This is a genomic window from Anaeropeptidivorans aminofermentans (genome assembly GCF_940670685.1).
Classification (GTDB): Bacteria; Bacillota; Clostridia; order Lachnospirales; family UBA5962; genus Anaeropeptidivorans; species Anaeropeptidivorans aminofermentans.
Map to the genome: position 1 here is coordinate 2,762,859 of NZ_OW711693.1, position 20,388 is coordinate 2,783,246.

Genomic DNA, 20,388 nt, shown 5'->3' on the forward strand with positions numbered 1-20,388 from the left:
TAAAAGGCAGTATTCATTTAAAATATATTTTCTTTGCTTTATTCTAAAGACAGCTGCTGAAAGTCCGTTTCCTCAGGCAGCAAAAACTTCTTAAAAGCAGTAGGCAGCGATATTTCTGTGTCCAGCTTGTCTTCATCTGCCCACAAATAATCACCAAAGGGCTTTTCGCAAGTAATCTTATAACAGCGTATCCGCCACTCTATATGGGTAAAAATATGCTTGCCCTGATTCATATTTCCGATATGGCCCGCTCCCTTCTGCTCCTGAAGCCAATGCTTAACGTCTTCCCTATCTAATTTCCCATATACATTGGGAAGCTCCCACATATCGTGAAGCACCCCTTTTTCACGCCGTTTTCGAAAGGCAATTTTATTTCCCCAGGTGAGAATAAAGAAAGTAATCTCCTGAACTTCTCTGGCCCTCTTTTCTTTTCTTATGGGTAAAAGGGAATATCTTTTGCTTTTATATGCTATGCAAATATCTTTCGCGGGGCAGCTTCCGCATTTTGGTTCCCCATTGGGCAGGCAAATGGTGGCCCCCAGCTCCATGAGACTTTGGGTGAAATCACCGCAGTGCCCTTTAGGATAAATCTCCGCTAATTGCCTGCCTATTTCTTTTTTTGTGTTTTCTTCATCGATACAGCGGTAATCCTCTGTAATTCTGGATATCACCCGCAATACATTGCCGTCTACTGCCGGCATAGGATAGTCAAAGCAAATGGAAGCAATCGCCCCTGTGGTATAAATACCGATACCGGGCAGCTTATTAATTTTAGCAGGATCTTTGGGAAAATTACCGCCGAACTCCGCCATAATATTCTTCGCCGCCTTTTGAAGGTTTCTTGCTCTGGAATAATACCCCAGGCCTTCCCATAGTTTCAGCACTCTTTCTTCATCGGCATCGGCCAAGGCTTTAATGGTAGGAAACTCCATTAAAAAGCGATTATAATAGTCTATCACTGTATCCACTCTGGTTTGCTGAAGCATAATCTCTGAAAGCCATACATGATAAGGGTCCTGGTCTTTCCGCCAAGGTAAATCCCTGGCGTTTTTTTCATACCATGGCAGCAATCTTTCCGGTAATAATTGATAGTTTCTTTGTTTTTCCGTCATTAACTTAATAACTTGCCTGATATTATCCTCATAAATAGGAACCATATCCTCTTCTGAACATAGTTCAGTCAATTTATTAATATCCAGCCATGCAACGCTGCTATTTTCATCCGGTTTAATACTGAGGCGCTGATTATCAGGACAAATAAAACCGAAAGTTACATTGTGATGATAGTGAAAAGCTACCTTCTTTCCTCTTTTTATATGTTCCGGTACCGGAAGAGACTCAACGGACAATAAACTCCTGCTGACAGGATACAATCTCTCTACACCCGTTTCTTCCCGAGCTTCCCTGTAAGCTACTGTATATAAATCCTGTTCCTCGTCAGCATGGCCGCCGGTCCATGAATAAGAATTATAGATATTATGATAAACCATCAAGGTTTTATCTAAGCTGGGATTTAATATAATGGCAGATGCAGACATATGGGCATGCAATGTATCCCTTGAATATAATCTTTCTCCGTATTGCAAAAGCTCGGCTAAAATAAGCTCTTTGCTTTTTTGCTGAAGCTCCGTACGGGGGGTAAATTCTTTAATCAAATCTATTATATCCATATTGCTGTCATCCAACTTTCTTCTTTAAAAGCCATATTAATTAAACTTTAAATGACCTTTTATTTTTGAATCTGAGGGGTTTACTGTAATACCATTTTATCAAATGAGCGGAAGGGATTCAACAAGGAGACTTCATGCTATTCTCAAACAAAAAAATAGAGCATATAAGAAGATATCCTGCAAGATATTTTCTTCTTATACACTCTATTTTACCGCTTCCACTAAACCAATAAAGGTATCAGTGAATGAACGGAGAAAGAGGGATTTGAACCCTCGCGCCGTGTTACCGACCTACCCGCTTTCCAGGCGAGCCTCTTCAGCCACTTGAGTATTTCTCCAAATGCTTAAATAATGTTTTTGGTTTAAGGAAAACCTTGTTTATATTACAACATCTGCTAGGTTTTGTCAATCCCTTTTACAATATCTGATGAATCTTTTTCTGTGTTTTTATTTTTCACTCGATCTCTGTTGGCTTTTGCAATAAGGCCTCCTATTCTCCCGCTTTCCTTAGCTGTAAGGCTTTTCCAGCCCCTTGCATTAATTTTATCCATTAAGCCAAGCTCATTGGCAATTTCATATTTTAATATATCATTTGGGGTAAGCTTCTTTTCTTTTTTCTCTTTTTGTGGTTTCTTCATTATAAAGCCTCCTTAAATAGTATAATGATAGCTTCTGCTCGTATATTTTCTTTATAAAATCGATTTATATTGCGCCCATTTGATCTATAAAAAAATATAATCCCTTCCTTTATGAATTATTTTTAATGAGCATCTTCTTCGCTAATTTTTCTTTTATATTTTCATATAGTAATTATCTCAATTATAGCCACCATTTCAGCTATCTATAATTAAGAATATTTGGAAATAAAAAAAGCATGGTTTCCCATGCTATATAATGTTTTCGTATTCAGAATCGTAGAATATTTCCCTTTTAGGGCGTTTTTTAGAAAAAGCATCATCCCCTGCCTTATTCTTTCCACCTTTCTTTTTATCATATTCAAAATCATCATCGATTTCCTTCATTTTATGAAGGCTTAATTTCTTTTCAAATCTTTTTCTTCTGTCAAAGCGGTCAAATTCTGTTTCCTTAGCCACTTAATACTCCTCCTAAAAACAAGCAAAAGCAGTTTTATTAACCTAATAAAATCAGGAACAAATATATTATTATTCCAAACCATAAAAAAGTCAATACCTTTAACGCATTTTAATGAGAAATGAATTATTCTTATTTGTATTCTGCAAAAATCAACCTTTAAGGTATGGGTTCTGATTTATAAAGTCATAGATATGAATAAAAAATTATATATTATACTCAGTGAATTTAAAAAAGCTTGTGAAGAGCTGCAATCCATAATTTTTCCTTATACTTGATTCAATATAAAAGAATATCATTGTCAAATAGAGCAGGAAAAAAATCCTACGGTATTTTGCAGAGCAAAACTTCTTATTGCTTTTCTCTTATTTTATGCCGTCTTAATCCAAATATTCACTTCGGAATAAAAGCAAATTGATTATACAGCATTATTATAGTAATTTAAAGCTTAAAATGTTCGTTAAAAATATTTACAGCCCCTTGAGATATTTTATGACATCATAGAATAAAAGGGTATTATTATGGGAGATACTATGAAAAAAATAATGTATTATATATTTTTTACCGCTATTGCCATGACTTTCATTCCTGCCGTCATAAGCCTTCTGTTTTTCAATCATGATAAAAATATTAAAGAACCCTCTTATTTAAAAGAAAGCCCTCCCAATACTAAGCTTGAAGAATATATTATAGGGGTAGTTGCTGCAGAAATGCCTGCAACATTTCCTGAAGAGGCCCTTAAAGCCCAGGCTGTGGCTGCAAGAACTTATGCCCTTAGAGCAATGGAAGCATCGGGCACATCTAAAATAGAACCTGATAATATCGGTCAAGCCTATGATACTAAATTGAAGCTTATGGAAAAATGGGGAGATAATTTTGACATCCATTATAAAAAAATAGCCGATGCGGTAAAAGAAACCGAAAGGGAGATTCTTGTTTACGAAGGAGAGCTTATAGAAGCCGTATTCCATTCTACAAGCGGCGGAATGACGGAACGCTCTGAAAACGTATGGAAGAGTGAAAGACCTTATCTTGTAAGCGTAGATTCCTCTTTTGATGAAAAATCCCCCTATTTTAAAGATACAAAAAGCTTTAAAGAGGATTTTCTAAGAAAGACTTTGTCTGAAAATATCCAGGGTCTTCTATTATCAAACAGCCCCCTATACGAACAAATAAAAATATCGGAATATACCGACGCAGGATACGTAAAAAAAATAATAATAGGAAATAAGGAGATTTCAGGAAACGACATAAGAATGCTCCTTGGGTTAAGGTCTTCCATGTTTGAAATTGAAGAAAAAAACGGAGAAATACTTTTTTTAACGAAAGGCTACGGCCACGGGGCAGGCATGAGCCAATACGGAGCCAAATATCTTGCAGAAAGCGGATTTACATATGAGGATATCCTGAAATATTATTATAAAGGCGTTGTTGTAGAAAAATATCATTAATTTTCAATTAATATTTTCCTAAATTGCCATTTAATATGAATAAGCTGTATTTCTGCGGGCAATAATACTGCTGGAGGTGTTAATAATTATGAATAAAAAACCAACGCCAAAGCAGGAATCCCTATTTCATAAAAGAGGATTTTATATTGCTCTTTACTCCTGCGTGGCAGTATTATTAGTTACGGCAGCGGCCATTACCTACAGCTCCTTAAAGGAAGAGGAAGGCCAGAATAAAGTAGCCGATAGTTATGCAGAAGCAAATTCAAAAAATGTTTTGCCTGAAAAATCAAATCCTGCTGCCTCAAAACAAGAAGATGTAGAAAACAATGTAAAAGTCGAGCTTAAAGAAAACCCGGCATTAGAAAAACCAGAGACAGCCGAAGCTCCAAAAGTAGCCCAGGCCCCTTCGCCTAACGAAGAAGCTCCAAAGAAAAGCTTCATAGACGAAAGCCCGTCTTCACAGGCAAACGAACCGTCTGTTGAGGCAAGCGCACAGCAGGTAGAGCCTTTAAATATATTAGAGCTTAAACCTGTGGAAGGACCGGAAGCTTCTGCTTCTGAAAAAGAGGAAGAAACAAAACCTGCTTCTTCTTCAACAGACACAAGCTATACGGAAATGCTTGCAGACCCTGTTTTTAAAACCTATGACGGAGAAAGCGACATGCTTTGGCCCGTATCCGGAAGCGTTGTTATGAACTACAGCGTAGACAGAGTAATTTATGACGTAACTTTAGACCAGTATCGTACAAATGATAATATCTGCATCTCCGGCTCTGTTGGACAGCCTGTAGTTGCCGCCGCAGACGGAGTCGTAGTAGACATCAAGACCACAAGAGAAGATGGAAATACCATAGTAATAGAACATGGCAATGGCTGGAGCACTACATACAGTCAGCTCCAGAGCGATATGCTTGTATCCGTAGGCGATGTAATAAGTGCAGGTCAGGAAATCGGCTATATAGCCAATCCCTCAATTTATTCTGTTCTGCTTGGCAACCATCTTGAATTTAAAGTTGCAAAAGATAACGAAACTATAGACCCAAATATGATTCTCGTTCAAAAATAATCAATTGATTTCTCTTTACCTTTAGTCCTTATAGTAAAAGCCCCGCGAAATATTTTGCGGGGCTTTTTTATGGATTATAAAAACATGAATTTATAGTTAACGAACTTGAAAACTGCTTAAAATCTTACCTTGCATATTTTTTAAGTTCACTTATATAAATAAGAATATTTTAAATTACATATCCGGATTTTATTTTTTAGTTCCTTTGTTGATGCCTTCAAGAAGCTCGTTAACATTATTCTTCTTCTCTGCAGCCTTTTCAGGAAAAATAAGATCTCCTACGGCCAAGTCACTTATATATATACCGCTTAGCTCCCCTGATTCTATATGTTCTGAAAGCTTCTCCATAACCTCATTTTTTATATACTCTACTCCGCCTTCTCCTGAAATCTCTTCGTATTTAAGCTCATCTACGGCGTCCTTGATATAATTTTGCAAATCACTTTTTCTATAAGATTTATCCCCGTCTATCGTTATGCTGAAATTGACCCGAAGCCTGTGCTCTTCTCCGTCTTCAGATTTCACATAGGATTCAATGGTGGGTATATCCATACGGTTTCCGTCTTTTGAAAGATTAATGGAAGTTGATCTAAACACTTTAGGGAAAAATATAACAGATATAATAGCAATAATAATTAGTGCGGCAAATATCCCTATAACAATTACAGCATTTTTCTTATCCTTCAAAATAAACCCCTCCTTAAAGCAAATTACCCTTTTAATTTAAAAATCATCTTTATTATATCTAATCTTAGTATACCATAAATAATAAGTTTACTCATGGATTATGGTACAAATTCCCATTTATTTAATACAAGATGTATTTCTATATTTTCTGTGTCAGTAAATATAGAAGCTGTTCTCTGTTATTATGTCTCTTTATAAGCCTTTATGGCAGACGATTCCTCTGATTAAATACAATCTTAACCGATATGTAACAGATTTTAAATAATTAGAGTGTATACTAATAGTAATAATATTATTAAGAAGTAATAGGAGGGGTGCATATGAAAAAAATTAAATATATCTTTTGTTTATTTGCGGTATTTACGCTTTTTTCAAAAACTGCATATGCCTCTGATTATGAATATGAAAATATATACGGAAAAATAAATAAAAACGGCCTTGAGTTTATATCCTATTCGGACAAATGGGATTATGTAAAGCTTGAAGCCCTTTATGCAGAGCTTTTAAATAATTTTCATTCAGGGGAAATAAGTTATTTATCTAAAATCGTCATCTATCCCGATTCACCTGAAGGCAAAATGGGCCTTTATCATGAGGATATTGCAGTAAATAAGCTGGGTAATTTCGCCTTTGGGAAAAATGCCTATATAGAGCTTTTTTACGGTGACACCAACGATACGGTAGAAAGTATGGCCCCCTTTTTAAGCCATGAATACGGTCATCACTATACTCTTTTTAATATGATAAATTATGAAAATAAATATTACAGCCATTGGCAGGACTCGGAGTACGCAAAAATAAGAGAGCTTAATAAATATCCTGTAATCTATGACCTTGGCACCTTGGAAAGCTACAGCAGGTCATGGGATATAGCAGAGATTGCAGCCATTGACTACGTTCAGCTTCTTGGTTCTCCTTTGGCAAAGAAAAGCATTATCTATAAAGACAGCAAGCAGCTTGCGGAAGCAGGCACAGGATACAGCGAATATATTCCTCTTTCCTTTAACTCCCTCCCTCAGGAAAATCTTGAGCTTCCTCTTGCGGCAGAAGTAAAGGGCTTATATGAATACATGCTTAAAATAGGAGGATATCAGGGCGAGTCTCCTTCAATCATAAAAAAGCCTGAAATAATGCATATTACTTCTGAAAAAGCTTTCATAAATAAAACTTATTTTCTTTCATTTAATCCTGCAAAAGGAAACGGCCCTTTTGAATATACGGCGGTAATGTATCCTGCGGAAGGAACTTTCCTTCCTACCCCTCTTAAAACCATACAAGAAGGTGAGAATTTAACCGTTACCTTTGGAACTTTCCTTCATGAAGAAAAAGGAAGGTATACAGGCATTCTTGATTATTATGCAGGAGAATATGAAATAGTCATCTATGCAAAGGATAAAAATAATTTCATCTACAGCTCCGACCCGCTATATTATGATTTTGGAACAGATTATTTCGATGTTGATTTTTACTACGGCAAAAAAGTTCTTGCAGGAAATCCATCTTCCGAAAGCTCCGAAACAGAAAAATTTAATTATACCCTTAAAGCATTACCTTATGATAATTACGCATTTATAGAAAATCAGCACTCTCCAATTAAATCTTTTCCAAGGCTTATGCATAAAAGCAGCAATGTATATGTGTTTTCCAAATTTATAGAATTATACAAAAAAGATGAGATTATAAGACCTATAGCCATAAACACTATGCCCTTTAGCTATAAAGACCCTTATGTAAAAATACTCTTCAACAGCCAGAAAAAAATCATTTAAAGCCTGAGGAAAAAGCCTTAGGCTTTTTTTTTATAAGAAAAACTGATATACTAAAATTTGATAATCTAAAAGGAATGATTTTTATGAAAAAATCGACTGATACGAAAGATTATATTCCTTCATGGGAACTTATAGAAAATGCAAGTCTTCCTCTTCTGATTTTAGATCCTGTGTGGCTTGCCCTTTTCCCCAAAGAAAAAAAAAGCCCTGAAATGCAAAAATATGAAAGAGCCTTAATTAACCTTATAAAAAAGCAGTCTGCTTTTATGGAAAATAAAAAGGCCCTGGAAGCTTTAAAGAAAAAAGAGCTTGATAACATACATTATTATTCTGGAAAAATACATAAAGATAATGACAGCACAGCAAAGCCGCTGATGAAATTAAGCAGAAGCAATTATCTGTCTGCTAAAAGTAAGCTTATGGAAGCAGAAGAAAAGCTTTTGGATATAGAAGTAAGAATTCAAAGAGTAAATAAGCGCTTATTGGCGGAAACTATAAATAAAAGCTACGGACTTATGACAGAAGCAAGAAAAAACATTGAAGAAGCGGACGAAAAGGCAGAAGCCCTTAGAAAAGAGCTTAAAGAAACCATTGCCTTCCGTTACGATAACGAAGAAATATTCAACAATACCTATCATCTTCTTCATCGGTTAATGGGTTCTGAAATTATAGATGCTCTTGACAGAGAAAACATATAATCTCGCTGTTTTTAAACACAAATATAAGGAGAAAATAATGGTTATAGGCATAGGCACGGATATTATAGAAATTAAAAGAGTGGAAAAGGCCATAAGCTCAAAAAGCTTTTTAAATAGATATTATACCAGGGCCGAAATAGCCCTTATCCAAAAAAAAGGGCCTTCTACGGCAGCAGGAAATTTTGCTGCAAAGGAAGCTTTGGCAAAAGCTCTGGGAACAGGCTTTTTCGGTTTTTCTCCTATCGATATTGAAATATTAAGAGATGAAAAGGATGCTCCCTATGCTCTTTTTCATAAGGAAGCGAAAAAAATCGCTGATAGTCTAGGGGTTCAATATATAAAAATAAGCATCTCCCATTCAAAAGAAAATGCCGTAGCCTTTGCCCTTTTAGGAGGTAATTAATTATGTACGTTGTTGGCAGCGAAGAAATGAGAGCCATTGAAAAAGACGCTATAGAAAATAAATTAATCCCTGCTGAAATACTGATGGAAAACGCCGCCATAGGAGCCATTGAAGAAATACTAAAGGCTATTTCAGATACTGCTTCAAAAAAGGTACTTATTATAGCAGGAGCCGGAAATAACGGCGGTGACGGCTTTGCAGCCGCAAGGCTTTTATTCTGCAAGGGCATAGATGTTTCCATTGCTTTTATGGGAAATATCAATAAGCTGAAACCGGAATCTCTTATGAATTATCATACGGTTAAGCGCCTTCATATCCCTTTTATTTCCATAGAGGACGACAAAAGCCTTTCAGAGCTTAAAAGCCTTATTTCTTCTTCTCTCGTCGTGGATGCGCTTTTTGGCACCGGCCTTTCTTCCCCTGTAAGGGATCCTTTTTATTCAATCATAAGCCTCATAAATGAAAATGCCCCTTATGTTATTTCTCTGGATCTTCCTTCGGGTATTCATGCAGATACGGGAAAGGCCATGGGAATTGCTGTAAAAGCCAATGAAACCGTTACCTTCGGATACGGTAAAAAAGGCCTTTATGCAGGTGAAGGAAAGCTTTACAGCGGAAAAATCCATATAAAAGAAATAAGCCTTCCTCCCGGCAATACGTTTGAAACATTTATTTTAAACGATAAAGAAGCGGCAAAAATGCTCCCCGAAAGACATGCCCGCTCTAATAAAGGAAGCCATGGAAAGGCCTTTTTATTTGCAGGCTCCAAATACATGGCAGGGGCGAATATTCTCTCTTCCAATGCCCTTTATAAAGCCGGTGCAGGCCTTATACTAAACTGCTGCCCTGCCGCCATAGCCCCTATCATCTCCAATAACTGCCATGAAGCTGTTATTCATTTCCTGCCTGATAACGAGGGCTGTCTGTCCTTTCAAAGCTTCCTTGCTGTAAAGGAAAGCATAAAAGAAGCGGATATTATCGTAATAGGCCCGGGGCTTTCCGTAAATGAAAATACGGAAACTTTCACGGAAAATATTTTAAAATCCTCCGCCTGCCCTGTCATTATAGACGCCGACGGTCTTAATATCATAAGCCGCAGGAAAGAACTTTTAAAATATATCAAAGACAGAGGAATCATAACCCCCCATCCGGGGGAAATGAGCAGGCTTTCGGGCCTTCCCATAAATGAAATTCTTGACGATACAATCAATGCCGCCAAATCCTTTGCAATGGAGCATGAAATAACAGTGCTCCTAAAGGACGCTGCAACCATCGTCGCTTCTCCTGGGGGAAAAACATATATCAATACCAGCGGAAACCAGTCTATGGCAAAAGCAGGTTCGGGAGATGTTCTTACAGGGATTATCGGCGGGCTTTTAGCTCAGGGATCAGGCCTTTTTGAAAGCGCCTCTCTGGGTGCTTATATTCACGGGAAATCCGGCGAGTACGCAAGTACATTTTTAAGTATTTACGGAGTTACGGCAAATGATTTAATAGATGCTATACCGTATGCCATCAATAAGATAGCAAGAACTCTTTAGAAAGTTTTTTCAATTTTCTTTTACTTAGGCTGTATTGATATATTTAAAATAAAAGCAAATTAACTATATAATAAAACCGAAAGCAAGTATCCTTATTAAGCAACGGTCTTTTTATTTTTAAGTTTAATAAGGCTTCCTTCCGTTTTATAGGAAATAAACTTGGTCTTTTTTAAGTTTATTTCCTATAAAACCCAAATTTCTTATTTACGGGTGCTATATGGAATTTAAAATAGATAAAAAAGATATTCTTCAAATAGCCTCCTCTGCAGACGTTTACCGCAGGGGCGTACGGTATTTTGAAGAAAACAGAGTAAAATATATTTCTTATGAAAAAAGGGATACGGAAATACTTATAAATACCACTGTAGACGGAAACTACAAAAGCTATAATATTAAAATCCGCTTCGACAAGTCCGGGGTATTATTAAGCCATAGCTGTAACTGTCAGGCCCATGAAATATGGAAGGGCGCCTGCAAGCATGTTGTATGCGCCATGCTTAAGGTTTATGAAAATAATCTGAACTACAGCAAGGCCGCCATTAATAACAGCAAGGCTTTTAATATTATAGAAGGCTTTGAAGAAAAGACTTTTTCAGAAATAGATAAAAGGCTTAAAGCATTGGCCAAGGCTTCGGGAGAAGTAAAACTTATCCCCCTTATAAAAACCGATGGGAAAGGAGCCGCTTTTCTCGGCCTTTCCATAGGAATAGATAAAATGTATGTAATTAAAGATATTACGGAGCTTCTTGAAAATATCAAAGAAGAGAAATTTTATTCCTACGGAAAAGAGCTTTCTTTGAACCACACCATAGATATTTTCGACGAAAAAAGCAGAAAACTCATTGAAGTCATAGCGCCTAACAAAGAAAAATATTCCGGCGGAAAGTATATTCCTTTAATCTCAAGCTTACTGGACCATATTTTTGATATTTATGAAAATGAAATAATACAATCAGATATTCATGGCTTTTTTGAAAAAACGTTTCTGCTTAAAAGCGATACTCCAAGCCTTGACATCAATATCTCCTTAAATAGCCATGAGAAAAAAGCCATTATATACCCGCCTGAATTTAATTATCATTTCCTTGAAGGCGAGAAAAAATCTTATATTTTAGTGGAAGGGGGACTGTTCTCCCTTGAAAAAAGCCTTGGAAAAGCCTTAAAAACCCTCCTTTCAGAGCTTTCAGGTCAAAAGGAAGGGATTTCTTTTGAAGATAAGGCGTTTTTCGGCTTTATGAAATATATCTATCCCTTTTTCAAAGGCCCCGATGAAGAAAGCATTCTCTTGCCGGAGCTTTATTTTGATATGCCTTTAGGAGACATCAGCGTAAAAATAAAATATCCTTCCGATGATTATGAGAATGACCATTATAAGGACCCGGCAAAATATGAAACAGAAAAATATCTGGAACTTTGGGGATTTCATAAGAAAAGTGAAGAAGATAATGAGTATATATTAAAAGGCGACGATAAAATATATGACTTTCTTTCAAGCTCCTTTTCAGGAATAAAGGAAAACGCCGCCATATTTGTGACAGACGACTACAGGAAAAAAGACATTAACGCAGGTGTTAAGCTTTCCGCAGGAATACGCCTTGAAGGAGAGCTTCTCAATATATTTGTGGATACCGGCGAATATTCTTTTAACGAGCTTTTAAATGCCATTCAGGCAATTGATATAAAAAAGAAATTTTTCCGTTTTAAAAACGGCAGCTTTATTGATTTTAGAAATAAGGAAATCAACACCTTTAAAGAGCTTTCCGAGGAGCTTAATCTAAAAGGCGATAAAAAAAGCATATCCCTGACCTCTCCTAAATACAGGGCAATGTTTTTAGACGGAATGCTTTCCGAAGGAAATATTTCTTTAAACAAGGATTCAAGCTTTCAGAATTTTATAGACAAATTTAAAAAAAGCAGAGAAGTAGAATTTGAAATCCCTGAGTTTCTTAAAAACACACTCCGCCAATATCAGAAAACCGGCTATAAGTGGCTTAAGAGCCTCTCAAGCCTCGGTCTTTCGGGTATACTTGCAGACGAAATGGGTCTTGGAAAAACCATACAAATCATAGCCCTTTTATTAAGCGAAAAGGAAGATTTCAAAAACCCTTCTATTGTTGTAAGCCCAACCTCCCTTATTTATAACTGGCAGAAGGAAATCAGCCGCTTTGCACCGGAACTGAATGCCGTCGTATTAAGCGGCACGGCAAAAGAACGGCAGGAGATTTTTGCATCTTCTGAGAAGGCCCATGTTTTTATCATAACCTATGATACATTAAAAAGGGATATTAACCATCTTAAAAATATTGAATTTAATTATATTATATTAGACGAAGCCCAATATATAAAAAATCCCCTTACAAAGGCTGCGGGAGCCGTAAAAAGCCTTAAATCAAGGCGCCGCTTCGCCCTTACGGGAACCCCTATTGAGAATTCCCTTTCGGAGCTTTGGTCTATATTTGATTTTTTAATGCCCGGCTATCTCCATAGCTATTCGAAATTCCAGAAGCTCTATGAAAGACCCATAGTTTTGGACAATAATGCAGATGCCCTTAAAAGCCTTAGAAACCACACGGCACCCTTTATATTAAGGCGTACAAAGGAACAGGTTTTAAAGGACCTTCCCGATAAGGTTTATTCCATATTATATGCAGAACTTACGAAGGAGCAGAAAAAGCTCTATACGGCAAATTTCCTAAAGGCCAAAGGCGAATTCGACGCATATCTTTCAGAAGAATCCTTAAGCAAAAATAAATTCAGAGTATTAAGCATGCTTACAAGGCTTCGGCAGATATGCTGCCATCCTGCTATGTTTGTTGAAAATTATATAGGGGGAAGCGGCAAGCTGGATATTACCCTTGAAACCATAAAAAACCTTGTCGACGGCAAACATCGGATTTTGCTTTTCTCTCAGTTTACTTCTATGCTTGATATCATAAAAAAAGGCCTTGAGGCCATGAATATATCTTATTATTATCTTGACGGAGGAACCCCTTCGAAGGAACGGGCGCTTCTTACAGAGGAATTTAACAAAGGCGGCGCTTCAGTATTCCTTATTTCATTAAGAGCCGGCGGTTCCGGCCTTAATCTTACAGGGGCAGATATTATTATTCATTTTGACCAGTGGTGGAATCCTGCCGTTATGGAGCAGGCCTCTGACAGAGCCCACCGTATCGGCCAGAAAAAAACCGTGCATGTATATAATATTATAGCCAAGGATACCATAGAAGAAAAGATTATAGAGCTTCAAAATAAAAAAAGAGACCTTACCCAAAATATCATACAAGACGGAGAAACCTTCATTAATCTGATGGCAGAAGATGAGCTTAGAAAACTTTTTATGAGTTCGGATCGTTAACAGGAATTTAGGCATAAAAATAGATTAACCTGCATAGGTCCTTGGACGGTTATTTATAATCATTAGATATGCTAAACATTTCAATAATATGGCAAAATATCATGCCCTCAAATGCATAAATGATTATAACTAAGCCTTAACGGACAAACACAGGTTAATCTGCTTAAATTCAATTATTTAAATCACCCTTTATTAAATTTTTGTGGAAATAAAGTCCTATATTGCCGGTATTGTTTTTGGCGGAATCATCTCCTCTTTTACTTTTGTCAAGGCCAAGGGTTAAGCCTTCAAAATTTTTAAAGATTTACTGCTGAATAACAACACTATCCATACAATATATCTTAAAAAGCTTCTAGCCTTTTATAAAAATATACCAAGTCCACATATGTTAATGGCCTAGACTAAGATGTATACCTTTTTAAAAGAACTATTTGCTTTGTACTTATATTATATGCTTTATTGTGTATAACGTCAATATTTTTTTACGGATATTATTATCTTTGTTTGTTCTGTCAATATCCTTTGGCAGTGTATGTAAATAGTATACATAAATTTATATTGACTACTATAATTCTATTAACTATCTGACTCTTTTATGGTAAAATATATGGTATGTATTTGCCTGTAATATAAAAGAGTTTATTTTAAGCAAAGGAGGGAGTATATGGACGAACGTGAAACAAGGCTGTTTTACGCTGCTTCCAAAGGTGACACAGAAGCCTTTGAAAGCTTCATCATTAAATACGAAAAGTTAATATATAATGCTGCATACCGTATGCTTCCCACTCCTTCCGATGCCGAGGACATAGCCCAGGAAGTAATCATAAAGGTTTACAATAATCTTGAAAAATGCAAAAATCCACTGGCCTTTAAAAGCTGGCTCTTTCGAATAATAAATAATACCTGTATCGACGAAATACGAAAGCGAAGTAAAAATAAAACTCTTAGCCTGGATAAGCCCATAGAGGAAGACGACGGGCCCATGGAAATCAATATTGCTTCAAAGGAGCCTACCCCTGAGGAAAATCTCATGAGAAGCGAAAATATCAAAGAATTGGAAAAGGCTATCGGCCTGATGTCTGATAAATATAAATCTATCGTTGTTTTAAGAGATATTAACGGGCTAAGCTATGAAGAAATCGCCTATGCTACAAAGCTTAATCCGGGAACCGTAAAAAGCCGGCTTTCCAGAGGCCGGAAAAACCTTAAAGATATTCTTCTATCCCTCAGGGAACAAACTTAAATGAAATTCGTCTTAAACTATGAAAGGAGGTATTCAGATGAATAATTGCCATAAATACCAAGAGCTCATGTCATTATACTTGGATAATATGCTTTCGGCAAAAGAGAAGGAAGAATTTGAAAAGCATATGGAATCCTGCGAAGAATGCAAGCTTGAGCTTTTAGGGCTTAAAGAGCTTATGTCTGAATTAAACAGCCTCCCTGAGCTTGATTTACCGGACGGATTTCATCAAAGAGCAATGGCTAAAATTAAAGAAGGAAATACCAAAAAGCATGCTTTTAACTTTTCATTCAGAAACTTTGCTGCCTTTGCACCGGCGGCGGCCTCCATGGCTATATGCTTTGTGGCATTAACATGGGCCTTATCCTCGTTTGATTTATCGGGAGGAAGTACTAAGCTTTCTTATTATTTAGAGTCTCCTGCATCGGAGGAAATAAATGAGAAAAGCGCTGCAGCAGACGCCCTTCCCGAGTTAGGCACTCCTGCTGAGAAGGCGCCGAAGCTTTCTTCAGGAAGATCAGAAGAAGCCGCGGCAGCCCCCGAGGAAGACAGCAGTTCAAATGACCTTGAGAAAAACGCACCTTTCATGTTGGCCCCAATGGAAAGCGCCGGCATGAAAATACAAGGCTATGCTTTAGAAAACAAAGAAACCTATGCTCTTGTAAGTAATTCTCTTATAAAAACAAGCTCCATCAACATTAAATCAGAAGATATTTCCAATGCGGAAGCATTTGTAAATTCTCTTCCGGTAACTGTAGAAAGCTCTTATGTAAATCAATATGAACTTCATTATACCTTAAGAGTATCCTCTTTAGATTATAATTATGTCATTCTTTCCCTTAAGGACCTTGGCGAAGTGGAAAGAATAAACGAAAACAGCGAAGATGTAACAGGCCGCTTAAATGAAGACATCACCCGGCTTAATGTAAAGCAGGAGGAAAAAGAACGGCTTAAAAACATGTTTGAAAAGGCTGAAACCGTAAGCGATATGCTTAAAATAGAAGAACAGGTCATAAACGCAGAAGCGAGGGCTGAAGAAATCTCCGCAAGCATCTCCCAGCTGAGTGCCCAGTCTGAAAGGCCTGCGATTTATCTTACGGTTTATCAGGAAGACGACACCCCTTCCTACAGCGACCTCTCCTTTGGAGATAAGCTGCATTCGGCATTTGTATCTTCTGTTAACTTTACATCTTATGCATTTGAAGAAATACTTATAGGAATATCCCAAGTCATATTGCCTGCTATAATAATTGCTTTAGTTTCCTTTACCGGATACTTTCTGTTTGATAAACGGAGGCGATAATATGAAAAAAACTTTATTCCCTGTTTTTCTAGCTGCTTTAATTCTTATTTCAGGCTGTGGCTCAAAATCAAATTCCGCAGTCAATATAGAGGCTGAGTCCCAATCTGCAGGGGGATATGGAAGCTCAGTAGCACATGATGCCATCGAAGCACCTCAGGCTTCTGCAGTTCCGGAAGAAGAAAAAATACCCGACGGAAGCTTAGAGGCCCAAGACAGCAAAATCATTAAAACCGGAAACATGAGCATTTCCGTAACTAATTTTGATGAAAAGATAGATGCCATAAAAAGCTTTGCCGAAGAGAACGGCGGCTATATACAAAACTCAAATATTTATAACCGCACTTCCGGCGGAAGGGAATACAGAAGCGCAAACTTCACCTTAAGAATTCCTGCCGAAAATTATGATTTGCTTAAAGAGTATTTGATTTCTCTTGGAAAGCTTGAAGATTACAGCGACCAGATAGACGATGTAACAAATGAATATTACGATATAGAAAGCCGCCTTAACACAAAGCGCAGAGAAGAAACAAGGCTTCTGGAGCTTTTAGATAAGGCAGATAAAATTGAGGATATTATAACCATTGAAGCTCGTCTTTCAGAGGTTCGCTCGGATATTGAAATTTATGAAATGCGAATGAAAGGCATGGATGAACTCGTATCCTACTCTACTTTATATCTTAATGTAAAGGAAGACTTATCCGGCTCTATTCAGCCTGTAGGAGATAATCTTGGTTCAAGAATCCTTTCGGGATTAAAATCTTCTGTGAATAATACCGTAAGATTTTTTGAATCCTTAATCGTAGGCATTGCCTATGCATTCGTTCCCCTTGTTTCCATAGGAATAATTATTATAGTGGGATTATTCGTATATAAAAGGACGAATAAAAAGAAAAATCAAGAATAAACATCCTAAAAATTAAACCCAAAAAGGGGCTATAGCAAAAGAAAAAGGTGCTACGGCTCCTTTTTCCATAGGCAGACCCGGAAAGCCGGGAGAAGACAGCCTTCTCATCACCCGGTTAACATTTTGAAAGATGCACTTCTTTTCTAATAGAAACCGTTATGCTCGAATAAAAGTAAAACAGTATCGTTATAAATTTGCTTTTCCTTGATTTTATGTCTTCTTGGAGCCTGTTTCTTACTGCGGAAGAAAAGCAAATTTACTATATGCTGCAACGATACAATAAGGGAAATATAAGATAGGCAATTAATATAGTGCAGTACTATTAAAGCAGTAAATAGGAGAGAGATGTTATGAACAAGGCGAACTTTTTCTGCTTGGCCATTCTGATTTTTTTGTTGGGAGGATGCACCCAGCAAAAGCAATATGAAAAAGTGGCTCAATCCTTTGACTATGAGGAATTTGGCCGCATAACCGACGAAGTCGTGGCTACTTACACCGTCGATTCCTTTGAACAAGAGGTGTATCGCATAGACGAATACCATTTCGGCTCATTTCTTTCCTATAACGGCATGAAATACGTCCTTGGAGAATCGATGAGCGCCGAGATGCTGCTGCAGAAAACACCTCTTGTGTTCTGCGGCACCGATGTATATTCATGGGTTGAGGTCAAAGGGGCCGCCTACAGTGTCACACGGTTTTTAACGATTTACAATAATGAGCCCATTCAGGCCCTCTCACTGGAGGGACAGGTTCTTTACCATGACTTTGACGGCGACGGAAAGGTCGAACTTGTCGTATCAAGCACGGGGTCTATTCCGTCACAGCTTTCCATTGTGTTTTGGGACGAGAAGGTCGTTTCAGACGAAGAGGAGTATAACGGAACTCTGTCAATTGACGTCAATTCGGCCATTGGCGAGCATGCCTTCAGCGTACGGTATGACGAGGGGTATATCTATGCCCACAGCGGAGAGAACGGAACCGACGAAGTTCAGTATACTTTCGACGGAAAGCGGTTTATAAAGGCAGAGTAAGGGGCAAGGCAGGGGCATATCAATAATGTCCATTTTTATGAGATAAGGCTTTTTATTACCTTAATTTTTTATACTTGGATTCGTATGAAACAATCTGATATCAATTTGCTTTTCTCTTATTTGATGTCCCCTAAAATTAAATGCCTATAAAGGTATAAAAGCAAATTGACTATACAAAGGCTTAAAGATGGGTTTTATAGTGAAATATCCTTCAGGAAGTAACAAAAATCTATTTTTCATAAACGGCTTAATATAATAGAAACGCTTATATTAAGCCATTTAAAATATACGATTTTTATTACTGTAATTAAACTATTTGACTATATAAATCGCCTTTGGAAAACTGCCTTTATTTGATTTTATATATGAAAGCCCTATATCTATTGCGGTATAAAGACAACTTCACTATGTTTCCTGCGGAAATCCGTGTTTTTATACGAAGCTTACTTAAAAAAAGGATACAGACATACGTCTGTATCCTTTTTTTAAGTAAGCGTTTTCTTTTTGTTATCAAACTTGTTTTTATTTGTTAACCATAAGTCTGCTGGGAATAGGCTTTTGCTGCTTCTTTATAATAAATTTACTATAGTTTCTGCTAAATCAAGTTTTTATTGATATATTTAGCAAGCTTTCCCATACAGTTTACATAGCAGCCAAATTCATTGTCATACCAGCCGAATATTTTCGCATGGGTTACGGGAATATTCATATTGCCGCTTGCCTGCAGATTATGGCGGCGGAGGGTTTCTTCATCAATCTGTAAAAAGCCCGTTCTCGTATGGCTTTCAAGGCCTTCTATAACGACTGCCGCAGGGCAGCCCATTAAGTCGGAAGAAACGTTTTGATTTTCACTGAAAATCAGCAGGCCCCTCTGCCCTCCCTCAGCGGATTTTTTATAAATATCGTTAATAAATTCTCTTGTAATAATCGGGTTTCCCGCTTCATCAAATATTGTATGAAAAGTAAGATTAAGGGAAATCAAAGAAACTGTGCTTGTGGGAACACGAATAGAGTCCGCCATGAAGCCGACTTTTTTCATTTCAGGAATAATTTCTTCCAATGTGCTTGCAGCGCCTGTAGAGGTTGGGATAAGATTATTAAATACAGAACGGCTGCGCCTTAAATCCTTGCTTCCAGCCTTTGGGGGCACATCAAGAATGCTCTGGTTATTTGTCGAAGCATGAACTGTCGTCATAGAGGCCGTTATAATATCCGTTGTCTCCTTCGTATCCACAAGGGGCTTAATCATATGAGCAAGGCCTGTTGTGGTACAGCTTGCAGCAGAAATAATATTATGTTTTAAAGGATTATATGAAAAATGATTTACACCGTAGACGAAAGTCGCGCTGTCTTCCGGGGCCCCGTGAGAGACATCTTTAATCTTAAAGGGGGCGCTGACGATTACCTTTTCGGCTCCTGCCTCCAGATGACCTCTTAAGCTTCCTTTCGGGTGGTCTGCCGGAAGGGAAGGGTCTAAAAACGCACCGGTACAGTCAATAACAAGCCTTACCCCTTCTTTCGCCCAATTAATATCCCTTGGATTTCTTGCCGCTTTTAAAAGCTTAACAGGAACACCGCATAATTCTATAAGGCAATCGGAACGGCTGATTATTTTTGCTTCACAGGTATTTCCTGTATAGCCGAATAAAAACCTGTCAAGGGTACCATAAGTAGAATCTGACGTAAGATAGGAAATTGCATCTTCAAGACTCTTGCCTATTTCCCTGCCGGCATTTAATACGATGCCGTCATAGTATTTTTGATACAGATTATTCCAAAGCGTAAGCTTTCCGATTCTGCCGATGCCGTTAATGCCCAGTACTTTTTTGCCTTCCATTTTCATTTCCAAAACAAATGCCTCCTAAAGCGATTAATTTTCTATAATGTAATGTGAAAAGTCCAAAGGACTTTTCACATTATGAGTATCAATTTGCAGCGTTTTTCTGCAAATTTGTACGAATAGCTTCATAAATTCAGCAGAGATGCAATCGATACCGCCTGCCCCCCCTTGGCTTGTCAAGGGAAAGTCCAAAGGACTTTTCACGTTACAAGTACCAATTTGCAGTGTTTTTCTGCAAATTTGTACGAATAGCTTCATAAATTCAGCAGAGATGAAATCGATACCGCCTGCCCCCCGCAGTCTGAGTAAATTTCTTTATAAGAAATATACTGTAA

The 20,388-nt window shown here is 37.4% G+C and carries 16 protein-coding genes and 1 tRNA gene; 11 read left to right on the forward strand and 6 right to left on the reverse strand.

Annotated features, from left to right (window positions below; all coding sequences use genetic code 11):
• Nucleotides 1–38: 38 nt before the first annotated feature.
• The 4 genes from mutY to NBX03_RS11640 all read right to left on the reverse strand — a co-directional run bounded on the left by mutY (nucleotide 39) and on the right by NBX03_RS11640 (nucleotide 2,764).
• Nucleotides 39–1,670 carry an A/G-specific adenine glycosylase gene (gene mutY, locus NBX03_RS11625; RefSeq protein ID WP_250227942.1) on the reverse strand — a complete coding sequence of 544 codons (1,632 nt, stop codon included), beginning with the start codon at nucleotides 1,668–1,670 and terminating at the stop codon, nucleotides 39–41.
• A 250-nt stretch (nucleotides 1,671–1,920) separates the two neighbouring features.
• Nucleotides 1,921–2,008 (reverse strand) — tRNA-Ser (locus NBX03_RS11630).
• Nucleotides 2,009–2,065: 57 nt separating this feature from the next.
• Entirely contained in the window at nucleotides 2,066–2,308 is a 243-nt protein-coding gene (locus tag NBX03_RS11635) for a small, acid-soluble spore protein, alpha/beta type (RefSeq protein ID WP_250227943.1), read from the reverse strand.
• Nucleotides 2,309–2,557: 249 nt separating this feature from the next.
• The gene (locus NBX03_RS11640; protein ID WP_250227944.1) at nucleotides 2,558–2,764 is read right to left on the reverse strand and encodes a hypothetical protein; all 207 of its coding nucleotides are present in this window, start codon (nucleotides 2,762–2,764) and stop codon (nucleotides 2,558–2,560) included.
• A gap of 531 nt (nucleotides 2,765–3,295) precedes the next feature.
• On the opposite strand from NBX03_RS11640, the gene spoIID reads away from it, so the two are divergent.
• Together spoIID and NBX03_RS11650 are read left to right on the forward strand one after the other, a co-directional pair.
• Nucleotides 3,296–4,213: a stage II sporulation protein D gene (gene spoIID / locus NBX03_RS11645; RefSeq protein ID WP_250227945.1), complete on the forward strand. Its 918-nt coding sequence runs from the start codon at nucleotides 3,296–3,298 to the stop codon at nucleotides 4,211–4,213.
• Between the two features lie 88 nt (nucleotides 4,214–4,301).
• Nucleotides 4,302–5,279, forward strand: a complete 978-nt coding sequence (locus NBX03_RS11650; RefSeq protein ID WP_250227946.1) for a peptidoglycan DD-metalloendopeptidase family protein — start codon at nucleotides 4,302–4,304, stop codon at nucleotides 5,277–5,279.
• Nucleotides 5,280–5,468: 189 nt separating this feature from the next.
• Here NBX03_RS11650 and NBX03_RS11655 read toward each other — a convergent pair whose 3' ends face one another.
• Complete coding sequence (locus NBX03_RS11655; protein ID WP_250227947.1) at nucleotides 5,469–5,966, reverse strand: flagellar basal body-associated FliL family protein; 498 nt, start codon at nucleotides 5,964–5,966, stop codon at nucleotides 5,469–5,471.
• Nucleotides 5,967–6,286: 320 nt separating this feature from the next.
• Here NBX03_RS11655 and NBX03_RS11660 point away from each other — a divergent pair, with 320 nt between their 5' ends.
• The 9 genes from NBX03_RS11660 to NBX03_RS11700 all read left to right on the forward strand — a co-directional run bounded on the left by NBX03_RS11660 (nucleotide 6,287) and on the right by NBX03_RS11700 (nucleotide 18,213).
• Nucleotides 6,287–7,735 carry a hypothetical protein gene (locus NBX03_RS11660; protein ID WP_250227948.1) on the forward strand — a complete coding sequence of 483 codons (1,449 nt, stop codon included), beginning with the start codon at nucleotides 6,287–6,289 and terminating at the stop codon, nucleotides 7,733–7,735.
• An 83-nt stretch (nucleotides 7,736–7,818) separates the two neighbouring features.
• Nucleotides 7,819–8,433: a coiled-coil domain-containing protein gene (locus NBX03_RS11665; RefSeq protein ID WP_250227949.1), complete on the forward strand. Its 615-nt coding sequence runs from the start codon at nucleotides 7,819–7,821 to the stop codon at nucleotides 8,431–8,433.
• Between the two features lie 37 nt (nucleotides 8,434–8,470).
• Nucleotides 8,471–8,836: a holo-ACP synthase gene (gene acpS / locus NBX03_RS11670; protein ID WP_250227950.1), complete on the forward strand. Its 366-nt coding sequence runs from the start codon at nucleotides 8,471–8,473 to the stop codon at nucleotides 8,834–8,836.
• A 2-nt stretch (nucleotides 8,837–8,838) separates the two neighbouring features.
• On the forward strand, nucleotides 8,839–10,377 hold the full coding sequence (locus tag NBX03_RS11675; protein ID WP_250227951.1) for an NAD(P)H-hydrate dehydratase: 1,539 nt from the start codon (nucleotides 8,839–8,841) through the stop codon (nucleotides 10,375–10,377).
• Nucleotides 10,378–10,594: 217 nt separating this feature from the next.
• A complete protein-coding gene (locus tag NBX03_RS11680; RefSeq protein WP_250227952.1) occupies nucleotides 10,595–13,732 on the forward strand; it encodes a DEAD/DEAH box helicase in 3,138 nt (1,045 codons plus the stop codon).
• 664 nt (nucleotides 13,733–14,396) lie between these two features.
• On the forward strand, nucleotides 14,397–14,975 hold the full coding sequence (locus NBX03_RS11685) for an RNA polymerase sigma factor (RefSeq protein WP_250227953.1): 579 nt from the start codon (nucleotides 14,397–14,399) through the stop codon (nucleotides 14,973–14,975).
• A 37-nt stretch (nucleotides 14,976–15,012) separates the two neighbouring features.
• Nucleotides 15,013–16,278: a DUF4349 domain-containing protein gene (locus NBX03_RS11690; RefSeq protein WP_250227954.1), complete on the forward strand. Its 1,266-nt coding sequence runs from the start codon at nucleotides 15,013–15,015 to the stop codon at nucleotides 16,276–16,278.
• 1 nt (nucleotide 16,279) lies between these two features.
• Nucleotides 16,280–17,182 (forward strand): DUF4349 domain-containing protein, encoded by a 903-nt coding sequence (locus NBX03_RS11695; RefSeq protein ID WP_250227955.1) that lies wholly within the window; start codon nucleotides 16,280–16,282, stop codon nucleotides 17,180–17,182.
• Nucleotides 17,183–17,532: 350 nt separating this feature from the next.
• Nucleotides 17,533–18,213 (forward strand): hypothetical protein, encoded by a 681-nt coding sequence (locus tag NBX03_RS11700; protein ID WP_250227956.1) that lies wholly within the window; start codon nucleotides 17,533–17,535, stop codon nucleotides 18,211–18,213.
• Between the two features lie 595 nt (nucleotides 18,214–18,808).
• Here the strand turns inward: NBX03_RS11700 and NBX03_RS11705 are convergent.
• Complete coding sequence (locus tag NBX03_RS11705) at nucleotides 18,809–20,056, reverse strand: glyceraldehyde 3-phosphate dehydrogenase NAD-binding domain-containing protein (RefSeq protein WP_250230272.1); 1,248 nt, start codon at nucleotides 20,054–20,056, stop codon at nucleotides 18,809–18,811.
• Between the last annotated feature and the right edge of the window lie 332 nt (nucleotides 20,057–20,388).

What these genes read in the sequence shown, in the direction of transcription:
- NBX03_RS11665 (WP_250227949.1), top strand. Translation starts at nt 7,819, where the DNA reads ATGAAAAAATCGACTGATACGAAAGATTATATTCCTTCATGGGAACTT.
- NBX03_RS11695 (WP_250227955.1), top strand. Translation starts at nt 16,280, where the DNA reads ATGAAAAAAACTTTATTCCCTGTTTTTCTAGCTGCTTTAATTCTTATT.
- NBX03_RS11660 (WP_250227948.1), top strand. Translation starts at nt 6,287, where the DNA reads ATGAAAAAAATTAAATATATCTTTTGTTTATTTGCGGTATTTACGCTT.
- NBX03_RS11690 (WP_250227954.1), top strand. Translation starts at nt 15,013, where the DNA reads ATGAATAATTGCCATAAATACCAAGAGCTCATGTCATTATACTTGGAT.
- NBX03_RS11705 (WP_250230272.1), bottom strand. Translation starts at nt 20,056, where the DNA reads ATGAAAATGGAAGGCAAAAAAGTACTGGGCATTAACGGCATCGGCAGA.
- NBX03_RS11635 (WP_250227943.1), bottom strand. Translation starts at nt 2,308, where the DNA reads ATGAAGAAACCACAAAAAGAGAAAAAAGAAAAGAAGCTTACCCCAAAT.
- mutY (WP_250227942.1), bottom strand. Translation starts at nt 1,670, where the DNA reads ATGGATATAATAGATTTGATTAAAGAATTTACCCCCCGTACGGAGCTT.
- NBX03_RS11685 (WP_250227953.1), top strand. Translation starts at nt 14,397, where the DNA reads ATGGACGAACGTGAAACAAGGCTGTTTTACGCTGCTTCCAAAGGTGAC.
- NBX03_RS11680 (WP_250227952.1), top strand. Translation starts at nt 10,595, where the DNA reads ATGGAATTTAAAATAGATAAAAAAGATATTCTTCAAATAGCCTCCTCT.
- spoIID (WP_250227945.1), top strand. Translation starts at nt 3,296, where the DNA reads ATGAAAAAAATAATGTATTATATATTTTTTACCGCTATTGCCATGACT.
- NBX03_RS11675 (WP_250227951.1), top strand. Translation starts at nt 8,839, where the DNA reads ATGTACGTTGTTGGCAGCGAAGAAATGAGAGCCATTGAAAAAGACGCT.
- acpS (WP_250227950.1), top strand. Translation starts at nt 8,471, where the DNA reads ATGGTTATAGGCATAGGCACGGATATTATAGAAATTAAAAGAGTGGAA.
- NBX03_RS11650 (WP_250227946.1), top strand. Translation starts at nt 4,302, where the DNA reads ATGAATAAAAAACCAACGCCAAAGCAGGAATCCCTATTTCATAAAAGA.
- NBX03_RS11700 (WP_250227956.1), top strand. Translation starts at nt 17,533, where the DNA reads ATGAACAAGGCGAACTTTTTCTGCTTGGCCATTCTGATTTTTTTGTTG.